Source organism: Phreatobacter sp. (assembly GCF_016793595.1).
GTDB lineage: Bacteria > Pseudomonadota > Alphaproteobacteria > Rhizobiales > Phreatobacteraceae > Phreatobacter.
This window is the reverse complement of record NZ_JAEULY010000004.1, coordinates 1,143,056-1,159,424: the sequence shown is the minus strand read 5'-3', so window position 1 is coordinate 1,159,424 and position 16,369 is coordinate 1,143,056. Positions and strand designations below refer to the sequence as shown.

Below are 16,369 nucleotides of genomic sequence, written 5' to 3'. Positions count from 1 at the left end.
GTGTGTGTCTATTGTCCGCGCCTTCAAGACCCCCGTCCAGCCGGAGACGCACATGTCAGCCTCGCCCTATGATCTCGTCATCCGCGGCGGCACCGTCGGCACGGCGGGCGGCAGCTTTTCCGCCGATGTCGCCGTGAAGGGCGAAACCATCGTCGCCATCGGGCAGGGCCTCCCCGCGGGTGCCCGCGAGATCGACGCCACGGGCAAGCTGGTCCTGCCCGGCGGCATCGACACCCACACCCATATCGAGCAGGTCTCGGCCGGCGGCCTTCTCAACGCCGACACGTTCGAGAGCGCGACCACCTCGGCGGCCTTCGGCGGCAACACGACGGTCGTCTCCTTCGCCGCCCAGCATCGCGGGCTCGACCTCAGGAAGGTCGTCGACGACCACGCCCGGCTCGCCGACCGTGGCGCGCTGATCGACTACGCCTTCCACATGATCGTTGCCAATCCCGATCAGAAGACCATCGAGACGGATTTGCCGGCCCTCATCAAGGAGGGCCATGCCTCGATCAAGGTCTTCATGACCTACGACCTCATCAAAGTGGACGACGAGCCGCTGCTCGACGTGCTGCTCACCGCCCGCGAGAACCGCGCGCTGGTCTGCGTCCATGCCGAGAACCACGGCATGATCTCGTGGATGGGCAAGCGCCTCGTGAAGAAGGGTTACGTCGCGCCGAAATACCACGCGATCAGCCATCCCCGGGGCTCCGAGGCCGAGGCCTTCACCCGCCTCATCGCCCTCTCGGCGCTGATCGACCAGCCGATCATGATCTTCCACGTCTCCACCGCCGAGGGAGCGCAGGTCATCCGCGACGCGCGGGCGCAGGGGTTGAAGGTCTTCGCCGAGACCTGCCCGCAATATCTGTTCATGACCAAGCACGACCTCGACAAGCCCGGCATGGAAGGCGCGAAATGGATGTGCTCGCCGCCGCCGCGCGAGGCCGCCGACCAGGAAGCGCTGTGGCGCGCGCTGGCGCTGGGCGACCTCCAGACGGTCACTTCCGACCACGCGCCCTACCGCTTCGACGAGACCGGCAAGCTCTCGGCCGGCCCGAACGCCAATTTCAAGCAGATCGCCAACGGCCTGCCGGGCCTCGAAGTGCGCCTGCCGCTGATGTTCGACGCCATGGTCTCGAAGGGCCGTCCCGAATTCGACGGCCGCGGCCTCGAAGCCTTCGTCAACCTGACCGCGACCCAGCCGGCGCAGATCTACAACCTGCCGAAAAAGGGCCAGATCGCGCCGGGATTCGACGCCGACATCGCCATCTGGGACCCGAACAGGAAGGTGACGATCACCGACGAAGGTATGCACGACTTGACGGGCTTCACGCCCTTCGCCGGGACAACGGTCACCGGCTGGCCGGTCACGGTGGTCAGGCGTGGCGCTGAGGTCGTGGCGAACGGCAACCTCGTCGCCAAGGCCGGATCGGGCCGCTGGCTGAAGCGCACTGGCGGCTGGGCCGCCGAGCCGACCGGTCGCCTCACCGCCGACATGGACCCGAAGACCAATTTCGGCGCGAAGATTTTGTGACATGACGCCGCGCTAATCCGTCATGCCCCGCCTTGTGCCGGGCATGACGATGAACGACGCGTTTCACATTCGGATCAGCATATCAGCCGACCGGTCTTGAGCCCGTCGCCTTGGGCCTCCACATTGGCCCCATGACCGACAGCACCGAAAACCCCTTCTTCCGCCCCTGGGCCACGCCGTTCGGGATCGCGCCCTTCCCGGAGATCGCCATCGACGACTATCGCCCCGCCTTCGACCGGGCGCTGGCCGAGCATCGCGCCGAGGTCGAGGTCATCGCCACCAACCCGGATGCGCCGACCTTCGCCAACACGATCGATGCTCTTGAGACCGGCGGCCACGCGCTCGACCGCGTCTGCGGCGTGTTCTTCAACCTCGCGGGCTCGGACGCGACCGATGCCATTCAGGCGATCCAGCGCGACATCGCGCCGGTCCTCGCGCAGCATTCCAACGCCATCGCGCTCGATCCCCGCCTCTTCGCGCGCATCCGGGCATTGCACGAACGGCGCGACCACCTGCATCTGACGCCCGAACAGGTCCGCGTGCTGGAGAAGACCTACAAGAACTTCGTGCGCGGTGGCGCGGCGCTCGACGAGACCGCGAAGGAGCGGATGCGCGCGGTCACCGAGCGCCTCGCCGTGCTCGGCACATCCTTCTCGCAGAACGTGCTGAAGGACGAGTCCACGTGGACGCTCGCTCTGTCCGAGGCCGATCTCGCCGGCCTGCCGGACTTCCTGAAATCGGCGCTGGCGCAGGCCGCCAAGGATCGCGGCAAGGACGGCTACGTGATGACGCTCGGCCGCTCCATGGTCGAGCCGTTCCTGACGCTTTCTCCGCGCCGCGACCTGCGCGAGACCGTGTTCAGGGCATGGGTGAAGCGCGGCGAGATGGGTGGCGAGACCGACAATACCGCGATCGTCGCCGAGACCGTGAAATTGCGCATCGAGCGGGCGAACCTGCTGGGATATCCGACCTTCGCCGCCTTCAAGCTCGACGAGACCATGGCCAAGACGCCGGAATCGGTCCGCTCGCTGCTTGATCGCGTCTGGGGCAAGGCGGTCATCCGCGCCGCCAGGGAGCGCGCCGATCTCGCCGAGATCGCCCGCGCCGAGGGCATGAACGATGCGATCGAACCGTGGGATTACCGCTTCTATGCCGAGAAGCTGCGCCAGCAGCGCCATTCTCTCGATGAAGCCGCGCTGAAGCCCTATTTCCAGCTCGACCGGATCATCGAGGCCTCGTTCGAGGTGGCCCGCCGCCTGTTCGGCGTCGAGTTCCGCCCGCGAGCGGACGTGCCGGTCTATCACCCCGATGTCCGCGCCTTCGAGATGGTCCGTGGCGGCGAGAGCCTCGGCCTGTTCCTCGGCGACTATTTCGCCCGCACCACCAAGCGCTCTGGCGCCTGGATGAGCGCCTTCCGCAGCCAGGAAAAGCTGTCCGGCAACGTGCTGCCGATCATCGTCAACGTCATGAATTTCGCCAAGCCCGCCGAGGGCAAGCCGGCGCTGCTCTCCTTCGACGATGCCCGCACCCTGTTCCACGAATTCGGCCACGGCCTGCACGGCCTCCTGTCCGACGTGACCTATCCGCTGCTCTCGGGCACCTCGGTCGCGCGCGATTTCGTCGAGTTCCCCTCGCAGCTCTACGAGCACTGGCTGGAACGCCCGGAAATCCTCGGCGCCTATGCCGTTCACGCCGAGACCGGCGCGCCCATGCCGAAGGAGCTGATCGACCGGCTGATCGCCGCGCGCACCTTCAATCAGGGCTATGCGACCGTCGAGTACACGTCGTCGGCGCTGGTCGATATGGCCTTCCACTCGCTGGAAAGCGCCGAGGGCATCGATCCCGTCGCCTTCGAGAAAGCGGAACTCGCCCGCATCGGCATGCCCGAGGGCATGGTCATGCGCCACCGCACACCGCATTTCGCCCACATCTTCTCGGGCGACGGCTATTCCGCCGGCTATTACAGCTACATGTGGTCGGAGGTGCTGGATGCCGACGGCTTCGCCGCCTTCGAACAGGCCGGCGACGTCTTCGACCCGAAGCTTGCCGAGCGGCTCGGCCTCTACGTCTATTCGGCCGGCAACACGCGCGACCCGCTGGAAGCCTATGTCGCCTTCCGTGGCCGGGAGCCCGATCCGGAGGCGCTGCTGGTCAAGCGGGGGCTGGCGGACGCGGCCTGATCTTTACTGCCGCATCTCCACCGCGCCGGTGACGCCGATGGTCGAGTTCCAGCTGGCGGCCGTCTGGCGCAGCCAGCCGACATAGTCGCGGACGGGAACGAAGATCGGCGTCGAGGTGCATTCGCGGCCGGGATCGGTGGTGCCGCCCTTGAGGATGCCGATGACGGTGAAGCTGCGGCCCTCGCGGCGATAGACCGGCCCGCCGGAATCGCCGACGCACATGCCGGTGCGGTTCTGGCCCTCGCCGCCGGTCAGGCCGGCGAAGCCGCGGCCGGGCACGCTCGGCTCCGACGTTCGCATCAGCGTCTCGCGCAGCACGCCGTCGCGGGCGCGGGAGCGTTCCGTCGATCCGAAGCCGGCAATGATCAGCTCCTCGCCGGTCGCGCCGCCGCTGAACCACGAGACGCCCCAGCCGGCGGAGGGCAGGGTGGCAGGCCGCGCATCCGAGCCGAACGGTCGGGCGATCTGGATCAGGCCGACATCGTCGGAGGCGAAGCCATGGGCGGGGTCGAAGCCGGGATGGGCGGCCGTGCGCGCCACCGCGACGTTCACCCGCCGGAACGAGCGGTCGAGATAGCGGACGCGGTAACGTCCGCGCGCCGAGACGCAGTGCGCGGCGGTCAGGACGAGATCCGGTCCGACAATGGCGCCGGTGCAGATGCCCTCGGGCGTCTCGATGAGGACGGTGGAGCGGCGCGTTCCGTTCGGGTCGCGCGCGGGCTCGCCGCGCATCACGGCTCCAGCGCTTCCCGCTCCGCCGATCAGGAGGGCCAGTGCCAGGGGGAGAAGAGCCTGTCGCGCCACGGAGGAGCCTTGAGAAAGCGAGTCATGAGGCCCCAGCGGCCCGGACAAGGGCTAGCAGAACCCTGCCGCCTCCCACTGTCAATCGCCGGGCCGGGGCTCCGGTTCCATCGCGCGGGCAGCGTGACATTCCTGCCGATGCGGTGGGAACCCGGCCGTTCCTGCCGGTTTGCGTCTAATCTCTTGTGCGCACTTGTCTTGTTCGCGCCAAGCGGGGACAATTCGGCCAACCGGCCTGCAGGAATCGACAGCCAAGAGCCGGAGGGGAAACGTCAGGGGCAGAGACTTGGACACGACCGCATCCTTCAGGATCGTCATTGCCGACGATCACCCCCTCTTTCGCGGCGCGCTGCGCGAGGCGGTCTCCGGGCTGCCGGCGCGCCTCGCCATCGCCGAGGCCGGCTCCTTCACCGAGATGTCCGAGCTGATCGGCGCCGATCCCGACATCGATCTCGTTCTGCTCGATCTCGCCATGCCCGGCGTCAAGGGCTTCTCGGGCCTCATGTATCTGCGCGCCCAGCATCCCGGCGTGCCGGTGGTCATCGTCTCGGCCACCGAGGATACCGAGGTGATCCGCCGCTGCTTCGAATTCGGCGCCTCCGGCTTCATCGGCAAGACGCTCGGCACCGAGGCCATGCGTGCCGCCATCCAGGCCGTGCTCGACGGCGGCACCTATGTCCCGCCCGACATCGACCTCGCCTCGGGCGATTCGGAGAGCGCCCGCCTCGCGGCCCGGCTCGCCAGTCTCACCCCCCAGCAGGTGCGCGTGCTGATGATGCTGTCCGAGGGCTTGCTCAACAAGCAGATCGCCTATGAGCTGACCGTCTCCGAGGCCACCGTGAAGGCTCACGTCTCCGCCATCCTGACCAAGCTCGGTGTCGACAGCCGCACCCAGGCTGTCATCGCCGCCTCCAAGATCGCCGCCGAGGGCTGGCCGGGGCAGAGCCTGAACGGGTGAGGCGAGCTAAGTGGTTTCGTAGAGTTCGGCTATATCGGACATCGGCCCGATCTCGATGTTGAAAGGTTCCAACTTATCGGTGCCCAGAGATGTGCGCCAAGCAAAACGATATTCGTTCTGGTACAGATATTTGAAGTTTTTGCTGAATATTGGTTTCAACAGGGAGCGTGCTGTCTGATAGGGGTCGTAATATGAAAGCGAGCCGTGAAGCATGGTGATGTTTGGGTGAATATCAGATACAGCAGCTTCCAATCTTTTGCGGAACACCCCCTTGTCGCGAACCACCAGCGCAGCGTCTGCCTTGAATTCGTGGAACAGACGCGCGTCGTACCCAAGCGCGCAGCACCAGACATAATAATCGGGGACCTGCATGAAGCGGAAGAGCTCCAATGGTTTGACCGGAGTTTCGACTTCGCCGCCCAGTGGATCGAGTGCGTAAACCTTAAAGAGAAGTTGCTCGTTTGGGGTTACTGTAAAGTGTTCTAGCTCTTTGTCGGCTTGGGCCGGATTGAGTGAGGGGTCATCATAGCTGCTCGCAGGCGCGATACGAAAGATGCCACGCTCGAACGAGCTCTGGATGTGGTGCCGTTTTCCAAATTTGGCGTAGCAGGACGGCGGGCCGACGAATGGTGACTTGAGTGCAGGAGGGGCGTAGGCGCCAACTGCAGCCTCTCGCAGCGCTTTCTCGTTGAATTCGATCTGGGAAGTTCCATCCCTTTCCATCTGCTCTAGGATGACGTGCAGAATCAGGCGCAGGATGTTGGCTCTATGTGCGGCGTGACGGGGGGGCGTGACATCGCCTGCGGCGTCGGTTGACCAAAGATTTGTTGTCAGGGCGTCGAGGCGTTCCGCAAGCCGTTCCGGATGAGTTTCTCGAAGATAGCGATTCTTCTGGTACTCAGCGCGCCAAGCGTCAGGTGTCATTGCCTCCCCCCGTTCGGTTCACAGGATACCAGCCTTGCGGCTACTACGCTCGCGCCTCGTCGCTAGTCGATATGTGCTGTCGATCTCGACACAGAGTAGCTTTGAGTGATGCGGATAGAACGTGGGTAGGCGGCGCTTTCTAGGTCGTCAGTTTGCACCGGCCGGCTTGCGAGCCGGGCGATTGACGCCATAGTGGCGCCCCTGACATTTCCCTTGGCGGGCGCGACGCATGACCTCTCCCCTTGTCATCATCGCCGGCGGCGGCATTGGCGGCCTCGCGACCGCGCTGACGCTGCACCAGATCGGCGTGCCCTGCCTCGTGCTCGAATCGGCGCAGGAGATGCGCCCGCTCGGCGTCGGCATCAACCTCCAGCCCAATGCCGTCCGCGAGCTTGCCGACCTCGGCATCGGCGAGGCCGAACTCGACCGGGTCGGCGTCCCCGCGCGGGAATGGGCGCTGGTCGGCCTCAACGGCCGCGACATCTATTCCGAGCCGCGCGGCCTTCTCGCCGGCTACCGCTGGCCGCAATATTCCGTCCATCGCGGCCAGTTGCACATGCTGCTCCATCGCACGCTGGTCGAGCGCGCGGGGGCCGGCTCCGTCCGTCTCGGCAGCCGCGTCACGGGCTACCGGATCGAAGGTGGCGAGGTCGTCGTTGCGGTCGAGGCGGGCGGTTCCGTCTCGGAACTCCGCGCCACCCTCCTGATCGGCGCCGACGGCATCCATTCGGCGGTGCGCGCGCGGATGCACCCCGCGCAGCCGCCGATTCACTGGGGCGGCGCGCTCATGTGGCGCGGCACGACCATGGCGAAGCCGATCCGCTCCGGCGCGTCCTTCGTCGGGCTCGGCACTCACCGCCAGCGCGTCGTCTTCTACCCGATTTCCCACCCCGATCCGGCGACCGGCCTCGCCATGATCAACTGGATCGCCGAGGTCACCATCGACAATGCCGAGGGCTGGAAGCAGCAGGGCTGGTTCCGGCAGGTCGGCATTGCCGACTTCATCCACCATTTCGGCGGCTGGACCTGGGACTGGCTGGACGTGCCCGCCCTGATCCGCGGCGCTGATGGGGCCTACGAGAACCCGATGATCGACCGCGATCCCGTGCCGACCTGGGTGGACGGGCCGGTGGCGCTCATGGGCGATGCCGCTCACGCCATGTATCCGACCGGCTCCAATGGCGCGAGCCAGGCCATCGTCGACGCGCGCGTGCTGGGCGCCTCCATGGTCGCCCATGGCGTCACGCCGGCCGCGCTGGCCGCCTATGACGCGGCTCTGTGCGGGCCCATCTCGCAGCTCGTCCTGCGCAACCGGGGCGCCGGGCCCTTCGGGCTGCTGAACCTCGTGGACGAGCGCTGCGGCGGCGTGTTCGAGGCGATCGACGACGTGATCCCGGCTGAGGAGCGCGCCGGCTTCATGGCCGGCTACAAGGCCGCCGCCGGCTTCGCCATCGGGCAGCTCAACGCCGCGCCGCCAACCATTCCGGCGGGGGCGAGGGTGCCGGCGTAGTGCTTGAGCGCTGCTTGAAGAGGCACGGCTTCTTCGTCATGGCCGGGCTTGTCCCGGCCATCCACGACTTGAACACCACAATGAAGATGGACGTGGATGCCCGGCACGAGGCCGGGCATGACGTGATAGGCAAGGGCCCTATCGCAACCGCAGCCTACAATTCCCGCGCCTGGAACGTGTTGCAGCTCGAGATCTGCCCGCTCCGGAGGCCCGTCGTGAACCAGCGCTGACGCTGCGCCGAGGAGCCGTGCGTGAAGCTGTCAGGCACGACATAGCCTTGGCTGCGCCGCTGGAGCATGTCGTCGCCGATGGCGGCGGCGGTCTGCAGCGCCGCGCGCACGTCGTTCTCGTCGATGAAGCGGTAGCGCTGCTGGGTGTGATAGGCCCAGACGCCCGCGAAACAGTCCGCCTGCAGCTCGACCCGCACCTGAAGCGCGTTGCTCTGCGCCTCGTCGCCCGACGCGCGCTGCGCCTGCTGGACGCGCTGGAGCACGCCCATCTGGTTCTGCACGTGGTGGCCGACCTCGTGGGCCACGACATAGGCATAGGCGAAGCGGCAGGCGTTCTCGTCGCCCGAGCAGCCGCGAAAGCGCGTGGTGATCTCGCCGAAGAACGAGGTGTCGAGATAGACCTTGTTGTCGTTGGGGCAATAGAACGGCCCCATCGCCGACTGCGCCGCCCCGCAGCCCGAGCGCGTCGCGCGCTGGAACATGACGAGGCCCGGCGCCTGGTAGCGGCGGCCCGCCTCCTGGAAGATCTTCTGCCAGGCGTCCTCCGTCGAGCCGAGCACGGCGGCGACGAAATCGCCCATCTGGTCGGCCGGCCGCTCGCCGGGACGGCTCTGCGGCGCCTGCTGCTCGACGCGGCGCTGGCTGCCGCCGGTCGCCGCGTCATAGCCGCCGAGCAGGATCGCCGGGTTGATGCCGGTGAGATAGGAGATCAGCCCCACCACGATCATGCCGCCGATGCCGAGCCCGGCCGCGCCGCCGGGCAGGGAGCCGCCGCCGCCTCCGCCTCCGCCGTCACGGCGGTCCTCGACATTGTCCGAGCGTCGCAGGTCTTCCCAGCGCATGGCCATTCCCTCGTCTGCCGCGCGGATCATGCCGCCGCCGCCGGGACCGTGCAACTCCCGCGATGAAACAACGATTAACGGTGTATTCAGGTTTACGTAGCGTTCACGTTTACCTTTCGGTGACAGAATAAATTCAGAGAAAATTGAAGCGCTTAAGTCGTCGTTTACTCTGCCCGGCCAATCTCGCGAATGCGTATCGACGGTCTTGTTCTGCGTTCTCGGTGCCACCCATGTCGTTGAGTTTGAACGGAATCGCCCGATCAGGTGCCCGCGTGCGGGCGATCCGTTCGCCCTCCATCGCCCCGGATATGGGCCTCGGCCTCTCGGGCCGCATCATCCTCGGCGACTGCGTCGCGGCGCTCGATGCGCTGCCGGCCGCCTCGGTCGATCTCATCTTCGCCGATCCGCCCTACAATCTCCAGCTCCAGGGCGACCTGCACCGGCCCGACGACAGCCTCGTCGATGCGGTCGACAATGACTGGGACCAGTTCGAGAGCTTCGCCGCCTATGACGCCTTCACGAAGGCCTGGCTGAAGGCCGCGCGGCGGGTGCTGAAGCCGGATGGCGCGCTGTGGGTCATCGGCTCCTACCACAACATTTTCCGCGTCGGCACGGCCCTCCAGGACCTCGGCTTCTGGGTGCTGAACGACGTCATCTGGCGCAAGGCGAACCCGATGCCGAACTTCCGCGGCCGCCGGTTCACCAATGCCCACGAGACGCTGATCTGGGCCTCGCGCGACGCCAAGGCCCGCTACACCTTCAATTACGAGGCGCTGAAAGCCGGCAACGAGGATGTCCAGGTCCGCTCGGACTGGTTCATCCCGCTCTGCACCGGCGAGGAGCGCCTGAAGGACGAGGCCGGCCGCAAGGTCCACCCGACGCAGAAGCCCGAGGCGCTGATCGCCCGCGTGCTGCTGTCCTCGTCCAAGCCCGGGGACGTCGTCCTCGATCCGTTCTTCGGCTCCGGTACGACCGGGGCCGTCGCGAAGCGCCTCGGCCGCCGGTTCATCGGGATCGAACGCGATCCTGCCTATGCCGCAGCGGCCGAGGCGCGCATCGCCTCCGTGGAACCCTTGGCCGAAGCCGCGCTCGCCTCCTTCACGACGGCCCGCGAGGCGCCGCGCGTCGCCTTCGCCTCGTTGATCGAGCGTGGCATGATCGCGCCCGGCACCGTGCTGACCGACGACAAGCGCCGCTACCAGGCGACGGTCCGCCCCGACGGCTCGCTGATGGCCGGTCCGCAGGTCGGATCGATCCACAAGATCGGTGCGCTGGTGCAGGGCGCTCAGGCCTGCAACGGCTGGACCTTCTGGCACGTCAACGACAATGGCAGATTGTCGCCGATCAATGCGCTGCGCGAGCGCATTCGCGAGGAAATGGGCGTGGCCTGACGGCTTCGCCGCTTCCGCGAGCAGGTCGTCCAGCATGACCGTATGATCTGTCGCGGCTTTGGGCCACATCCGCCACGTGTGGTCCGCCGCTTCGGGAAGCATGCGATGAAGCTCCGCTCCGGGATTGTCCTTGTGCTGCTCGCGGGGCTCGCCGGCGGTGGGCTATGGTGGCGCTATGGGCGCGGCCAGGAGGTGCGGCTGCAGCCCGCGAGCCGCGGCACGGCGGCCGAGATCGTCTATGCCACCGGCGTCGTCGAGCCGGTGCGTTGGGCCAAGATGGCATCCATGGCCCGCGAACGCATCATGGAGCACTGCGCCTGCGAGGGGCGCGCGGTGAAGCAGGGCGACGTGCTGGCGCGCCTCGATGACCGGGAGGTCCGTGCCAATCTCGCCGAGCAGCAGGCGCGGCTTGCGCTCTCGCTCCGCGAGGTCGAGCGCGTCAGCCAGCTGCTGCAGCGCGGTGTGGCGACACAGCAGGCCTATGACAAGGCCACCGCCGACCTCGCCCAGATCCGTGCCCTCGTCTCCGCCACCAACGAGCGGCTGGGCAATTACCAGATCGTCGCCCCCAGAGCCGGCATCGTGCTGCGGCAGGACGGCGAGGTCGGCGAGATCGCCGATGTCGGCCAGATCCTCTTCCGCGTCGGCGATCCCCGGCCCCTGCAGGTGACGGCGGATGTCGCCGAGGAGGACATTCCGCGGGTCAGGGTCGGGCAGGCCGTTCTCCTGCGAACGGACGCCTTCAAGGACCACCCGCTCGAGGGGACCGTCCGCGACATCACGCCCCTGGGCGACACGGCGACCAAGACCTTCCGGATCCGGATCGCGCTGCCCGACGATACGCCGCTTCATTTCGGCATGTCGGTGGAGGCCAACATCATCGCGCGGGAGGCGAAGGACGTGCTGCTCGTGCCGAACGAGGCGGTGGTGGCGGGGGCCGTCTTCACCGTGGACAACGGCCGCCTCGTGCGCCGGCCGGTCGAGACGGGCATTCGCGGCACGCGGCTGACGGAGTTGCGGAGCGGGGTCGCCGCGGGCGATGCGATCGCCGTCCCGGCCAATGCGGGCTGGCGCGGCGGCGAGCGGGTGCGCGTCGTCCCATAGGTGAGATGCGTCATGAATCTCGTCCTCGACATCGCCTGGACCCACATATCGGCCCGCTTCCGGCAGACCGTGGTGGCCGTCCTGGGTGTCGCGATCGGCGTCGGCTTCTCGATCATGATGGCGGCGCTGATGCAGGGTTCGCAGGACGATTTCGTCCGCACCCTGATCAATGCCATGCCGCACGTGTCGATCAACGACGAGCGCCGCGAGCCGCCGCGCCAGCCGGCCGAGGCGATGTTCGATGCCGCGCAGATCCGCGGGTTGACGCCGTCCACCCGCCGCCGTGGCATCAACAATCCGATCGCGACCATTGCCGCGCTGGAAAGCTGGGTTCCGGGATCGGTGACGCCGTCGGTCCAGGCGCGCGGCATCCTGCGCTATGCCGGCAAGGACGTGACCTCGGTCATCGTCGGCATCGACCCCCAGCGCGAGCCGCGAGTGTCGCAGCTGGTCAACCAGATGCGGCAGGGCTCGCTCCCCGCGCTGTTCCGCGCCACCAATGCCATCATCCTCGGTGATCGCCTCGCGGAGAAGCTGGGCGCGCGCATCGGCTCGAACATCTCGATGTCGGCCGGCACCGGCAAGGTCATGACGGGTCAGGTGGTGGGCATCTTCCGGTCCGGCGTCCGCGCCGTCGACGAGGGCACGTCCTACGTGCTCATCAAGACCGCGCAGGTTCTGGCCGAACAGACCGGCCTCATCAACGAGATCCGCATTCGCCTGAACGATCCCATGGGCGCCAAGGCCGTCGCGGACCGCATCGCCGCCGATACCGGCCTCAAGACCGTCTCCTGGCAGGAGGCGAACGAGGATCTGATGTCGGCTTTCGTCATCCGCAACATCATCATGTACACGGTTGTCGGCGCGATCCTGCTGGTGGCCTCGTTCGGTACCTACAACATCATCTCCACGATCACCTTCGAGAAGAGCCGCGACATCGCCATCATGAAGTCGCTGGGTCTGACGCAGTCGACCGTCCGGCGCATCTTCATCGTCGAGGGGCTGGCCATCGGCCTTGCCGGGGCCTTTGCCGGCTCGGTGCTCGGTTTCGCGCTGACACAGGCGATGCTGTCGATCGAGATCCGCACCGGCTTCACCGATGCGACGCACCTGCCGCTGGTCGTCGCGCCGTTGCACTATGCGGTGGCGGGCGGCGTGGCGCTGGCTTCCTCGATCATTGCCGGCTTCCTGCCGGCGCGCAAAGCCGCCCGGGTCCATCCCGTCGAGATCATCCGGGGAGCGACGTGATGACAGCCTTGTCGGACGATGCGGGCGCCGGTTCGCGCGAGAAGCGCGCCTCGAACCAGGGCGACTTGCCCATCATCGAGATGCGCGGGGCGACGCGAATCCTGCCGGGAACGGTGCCGGTGACGCTGGTCGCCGATATCGATCTGGTCATCGGCCGGAAGCAGTTCGTCGCCATTACCGGCCCCTCAGGGTCGGGCAAGTCGTCGCTGCTCTACCTTCTTGGCCTGCTCGATATCCCGACAACCGGCGAGGTGCTGGTCGAGGGACGCGACACGAGCCATTTCGACGACGACGAGCGCGCGGCGGTGCGTCTTGCGACCCTCGGCTTCATCTTCCAGTTCCATTTCCTGCTCCCGGAATTCACCACCACGCAGAACGTCATGCTGCCCATGAGGGCGCTCGGCCGGCTGCCCATGCGGCAGATGAAGGAGCGCGCCGAGGACCTTCTCGCCGCCCTCGGCCTTCAGGATCACCTCGCCAAGCGGCCGGACCAGCTTTCGGGCGGCCAGCGTCAGCGCGTGGCGGTTGCCCGCGCGCTCGCCAATGATCCGCCGGTCATTCTTGCCGACGAGCCGACGGGAAGTCTGGATTCGAAGTCGTCGGAGCAGGTGTTCGGAATATTGCGCGACCTCGTCGACAGGGACGGCCGCACGGTCGTCGCGGTGACCCATGCCATGGAGCTTGCCGACCGCATGGACCGGCGCGTTCACCTCGTCGATGGCCGCATCGTCTCGGACGAGCAGCAGCGCCAGCCGGCGCGGTCCCCGCCGGGCTGATCGCGCCGCGTTCGCTGCCGCCGGACTGCCTGCCGGCGGCGGATGCATGCTGTCACGAATGGGCCCTGCGCGCGTCCGCGAGGAGATGGGCGCGGTCTGATAGCCGCGCCCGCCCCGTTCCTCAGGATCGCTTCTGCCCGTCGACGGACCAGAGGCCTGGCCCGGTGGCGAAAAGCTGCAGGAAGCCGCCGGCGATCGCCAGGTTCTTCATGAAGTGAATCATCTGGCCCTGATTGCCGAACTGCATGTGGAACAGCACGCCGGCGACCAGCGTGAAGGCGGCGAGAACCAGCGCCACGAGGCGCGTCTGGTAGCCGACGAGGAGCATGATCCCGCCGGCGATCTCGACCAGGATGACCAGCGGCAGGATCGCGCCGGGCACGCCGGCCGAGGCCATGTAGGCGAGCGTCCCGGTATAGCCGGTGATCTTGCCGAAGCCGCTGACCAGAAAGATGATCGAAAGCAGCACGCGTGCCGCGAGCTTCGCGGCATTGTTCAGCGGGGGGCTGTCGAAAATGCTGTCCATGACGTTTCCCTTGTCCTGGCGCGGTCGGGTTGAATCCCGATTCCCTGCATGTTCAGTCTGGCACGCCGTGGCGGGTTCCGCTGCCTGCCGCGGAGGCCGCTGAAACTGTGGCAAAATGTCACATAATGACCGCGCGCTAACCTGAAACGGGCAGGCGCGGTCCATCCATCTCTGGGAGTGCGCCCGATGATCCTCCGTCCGTTCCTCGCCGTCCTGTCCATGGCCGCGACGCTCGCCCTTGCCGGCCCGGCCATGGCCCAGCCGCATGCCGATTTCCGGGGCGGCATCCGCAACTGCCAGCGCGCGCTGCCAATGGCGCGTCGCTTCGTCGGCCTGCCGGAGCGCGTGGTGCGCGCCCGCTTCCGCAGCCCCCGCGGCGTGATCGTGCGCTATTGCGCCATGTGCACGCGCGACTACCGGCCGAACCGCCTGACCTTCGGGCTCGGCGCGGCGAGCATCGTCCGCTCGGCCTCTTGCGGCTGAGCTGATCTCGGCCGGCCACCTCACGGAATCCGGCACAAACAAAAAGGGCGCCCGAGGGCGCCCTTTCCGTATGCGAATGGTGGATGGACTCAGAAGTCCATGCTGCCCGCGCGCGCCGGGCTTGCCCGGCTCGCGCTACTTCAGGCGGATGGGCGGCACAAACAAAAAGGGCGCCCGAGGGCGCCCCTTCCGTATGCGAATGGTGGATGGATCAGAAGTCCATGCCGCCCATGCCGCCGCCCGGCATGGCCGGCATCGGGGCGTCCTTCTTCGGAGCCTCGGCGATCATGGCGCCGGTGGTGATCAGCAGCGACGACACCGAAGCGGCGTTCTGCAGGGCGGTGCGAACCACCTTCACCGGATCGACGATGCCAGCGTCCAGCATGTCGACATACTCTTCCGTCTGGGCGTTGAAGCCGAACGTGGCAGACTTCGACTCCATGATCTTGTTGACCACGATCGAGCCTTCGACACCGGCGTTCTCGACGATCTGGCGGATCGGCGCCTCGATGGCCTTGAGGACGATGTTGATGCCGGCCTGAACGTCGGCATTCTCCGACTTCAGCTTCTGGACATTGGCCTTGGCGCGCAGGAGAGCGACGCCGCCGCCGGGGACGATGCCTTCCAGCACGGCCGCGCGGGTGGCGTTGAGCGCGTCATCAACGCGATCCTTCTTCTCCTTGACCTCGATCTCGGTGGCGCCGCCAACCTTGATCACGGCAACGCCGCCAGCCAGCTTCGCCAGACGCTCCTGGAGCTTCTCGCGGTCGTAGTCCGAGGTGGTCTCCTCGACCTGCGCCTTGATCTGGCCGATGCGGGCCTCGATGTCCTTTTTCTTGCCGGCGCCGTCGACGACCGTCGTCTTCTCCTTCTCGATCAGCACCTTCTTGGCGCGGCCGAGCATCTGGAGGGTGACGTTCTCAAGCTTGATGCCGAGGTCTTCGGAGATGACCTGGCCGCCGGTGAGGATCGCGATGTCCTCCAGCATGGCCTTGCGGCGGTCGCCGAAGCCCGGAGCCTTCACGGCCGCGACCTTGAGGCCGCCGCGCAGCTTGTTGACGACGAGCGTGGCGAGAGCCTCGCCCTCGACGTCCTCGGCGACGATGATCAGCGGCTTGCCGGTCTGCACCACGGCCTCGAGGACCGGGAGCATGGCCTGGAGGCCGGTCAGCTTCTTCTCGTGGATGAGGATGTAGGCGTCCTCGAGATCAGCGATCATCTTGTCGGCGTTGGTGATGAAGTACGGCGACAGGTAGCCGCGGTCGAACTGCATGCCCTCGACGATGTCCACCTCGGTGTCCAGCGACTTGGCTTCTTCGACGGTGATGACACCCTCGTTGCCGACCTTCTGCATCGCGTTGGCGATCATTTCGCCGATCAGCGCGTCGCCGTTGGCGGAGATGGTGCCGACCTGAGCGACCTCGGCCGAGGACTTGACCTTCTTGGCCGACTTCTCAAGCGACTTGACCACGTCGAGCACGGCCATGTCGACGCCGCGCTTCAGGTCCATCGGGTTCATGCCGGCGGCGACGAACTTGGCGCCCTCGCGGACGATCGCCTGGGCCAGGACGGTGGCGGTGGTGGTGCCGTCGCCGCCGAGGTCGTTGGTCTTCGAGGCCACTTCGCGCACCATCTGGGCGCCCATGTTCTCGAACTTGTCGGCGAGCTCGATCTCCTTGGCGACGGTGACGCCGTCCTTGGTGATGCGCGGGGCGCCGAACGACTTCTCGATCACGACGTTGCGGCCCTTGGGACCCAGCGTGACCTTCACGGCCTCGGCGAGGATGTCGACGCCGCGCAGCATCTTCTCGCGCGCGTCCTGGGAGAATTTCACGTCCTTGGCAGCCATTGTGGCTTACTCC

14 protein-coding genes are annotated in these 16,369 nt (G+C 66.9%); 9 read left to right on the top strand and 5 right to left on the bottom strand.

Annotated elements, in window-relative coordinates; translation table 11 throughout:
- Positions 1 to 52 precede the first annotated feature (52 nt).
- Together hydA and JNK84_RS09735 are read left to right on the top strand one after the other, a co-directional pair.
- A complete protein-coding gene (gene hydA, locus JNK84_RS09740) occupies positions 53 to 1,534 on the top strand; it encodes a dihydropyrimidinase (protein ID WP_293423418.1) in 1,482 nt (493 codons plus the stop codon).
- A gap of 131 nt (positions 1,535 to 1,665) precedes the next feature.
- Positions 1,666 to 3,714 (top strand): M3 family metallopeptidase, encoded by a 2,049-nt coding sequence (locus JNK84_RS09735; protein WP_293423416.1) that lies wholly within the window; start codon positions 1,666 to 1,668, stop codon positions 3,712 to 3,714.
- Positions 3,715 to 3,717: 3 nt separating this feature from the next.
- Here the strand turns inward: JNK84_RS09735 and JNK84_RS09730 are convergent, their stop codons facing one another.
- Positions 3,718 to 4,446, bottom strand: coding sequence for a S1 family peptidase (locus JNK84_RS09730; protein WP_293423414.1), 729 nt, complete (start codon positions 4,444 to 4,446; stop codon positions 3,718 to 3,720).
- Between the two features lie 355 nt (positions 4,447 to 4,801).
- On the opposite strand from JNK84_RS09730, the gene JNK84_RS09725 reads away from it, so the two are divergent.
- Positions 4,802 to 5,473 carry a response regulator gene (locus tag JNK84_RS09725; RefSeq protein ID WP_293423412.1) on the top strand — a complete coding sequence of 224 codons (672 nt, stop codon included), beginning with the start codon at positions 4,802 to 4,804 and terminating at the stop codon, positions 5,471 to 5,473.
- A 6-nt stretch (positions 5,474 to 5,479) separates the two neighbouring features.
- Here JNK84_RS09725 and JNK84_RS09720 read toward each other — a convergent pair whose 3' ends face one another.
- Positions 5,480 to 6,397, bottom strand: a complete 918-nt coding sequence (locus tag JNK84_RS09720; protein ID WP_293423410.1) for a hypothetical protein — start codon at positions 6,395 to 6,397, stop codon at positions 5,480 to 5,482.
- A gap of 229 nt (positions 6,398 to 6,626) precedes the next feature.
- Between JNK84_RS09720 and JNK84_RS09715 the strand changes: the two genes are divergently transcribed.
- The gene (locus tag JNK84_RS09715; RefSeq protein WP_293423408.1) at positions 6,627 to 7,907 is read left to right on the top strand and encodes a flavin-dependent oxidoreductase; all 1,281 of its coding nucleotides are present in this window, start codon (positions 6,627 to 6,629) and stop codon (positions 7,905 to 7,907) included.
- 154 nt (positions 7,908 to 8,061) lie between these two features.
- Here JNK84_RS09715 and ypfJ read toward each other — a convergent pair whose 3' ends face one another.
- Positions 8,062 to 8,979, bottom strand: coding sequence for a KPN_02809 family neutral zinc metallopeptidase (gene ypfJ / locus JNK84_RS09710; protein ID WP_293423558.1), 918 nt, complete (start codon positions 8,977 to 8,979; stop codon positions 8,062 to 8,064).
- Between the two features lie 308 nt (positions 8,980 to 9,287).
- On the opposite strand from ypfJ, the gene JNK84_RS09705 reads away from it, so the two are divergent.
- The 4 genes from JNK84_RS09705 (at position 9,288) to JNK84_RS09690 (ending at position 13,498) form a co-directional block, all read left to right on the top strand.
- Complete coding sequence (locus JNK84_RS09705; RefSeq protein ID WP_293423556.1) at positions 9,288 to 10,370, top strand: site-specific DNA-methyltransferase; 1,083 nt, start codon at positions 9,288 to 9,290, stop codon at positions 10,368 to 10,370.
- 105 nt (positions 10,371 to 10,475) lie between these two features.
- Positions 10,476 to 11,474 carry an efflux RND transporter periplasmic adaptor subunit gene (locus tag JNK84_RS09700; protein WP_293423406.1) on the top strand — a complete coding sequence of 333 codons (999 nt, stop codon included), beginning with the start codon at positions 10,476 to 10,478 and terminating at the stop codon, positions 11,472 to 11,474.
- Between the two features lie 12 nt (positions 11,475 to 11,486).
- Positions 11,487 to 12,722: an ABC transporter permease gene (locus JNK84_RS09695; protein ID WP_293423404.1), complete on the top strand. Its 1,236-nt coding sequence runs from the start codon at positions 11,487 to 11,489 to the stop codon at positions 12,720 to 12,722.
- 80 nt (positions 12,723 to 12,802) lie between these two features.
- Complete coding sequence (locus tag JNK84_RS09690; protein ID WP_293423554.1) at positions 12,803 to 13,498, top strand: ABC transporter ATP-binding protein; 696 nt, start codon at positions 12,803 to 12,805, stop codon at positions 13,496 to 13,498.
- A gap of 121 nt (positions 13,499 to 13,619) precedes the next feature.
- Here JNK84_RS09690 and JNK84_RS09685 read toward each other — a convergent pair whose 3' ends face one another.
- On the bottom strand, positions 13,620 to 14,015 hold the full coding sequence (locus tag JNK84_RS09685) for a DoxX family protein (protein ID WP_441343225.1): 396 nt from the start codon (positions 14,013 to 14,015) through the stop codon (positions 13,620 to 13,622).
- A 195-nt stretch (positions 14,016 to 14,210) separates the two neighbouring features.
- Here JNK84_RS09685 and JNK84_RS09680 point away from each other — a divergent pair, with 195 nt between their 5' ends.
- Positions 14,211 to 14,507, top strand: a complete 297-nt coding sequence (locus JNK84_RS09680) for a hypothetical protein (protein ID WP_293423400.1) — start codon at positions 14,211 to 14,213, stop codon at positions 14,505 to 14,507.
- Positions 14,508 to 14,718: 211 nt separating this feature from the next.
- Here JNK84_RS09680 and groL read toward each other — a convergent pair whose 3' ends face one another.
- Positions 14,719 to 16,356, bottom strand: coding sequence for a chaperonin GroEL (groL, locus tag JNK84_RS09675; protein ID WP_293423398.1), 1,638 nt, complete (start codon positions 16,354 to 16,356; stop codon positions 14,719 to 14,721).
- Positions 16,357 to 16,369 lie beyond the last annotated feature (13 nt).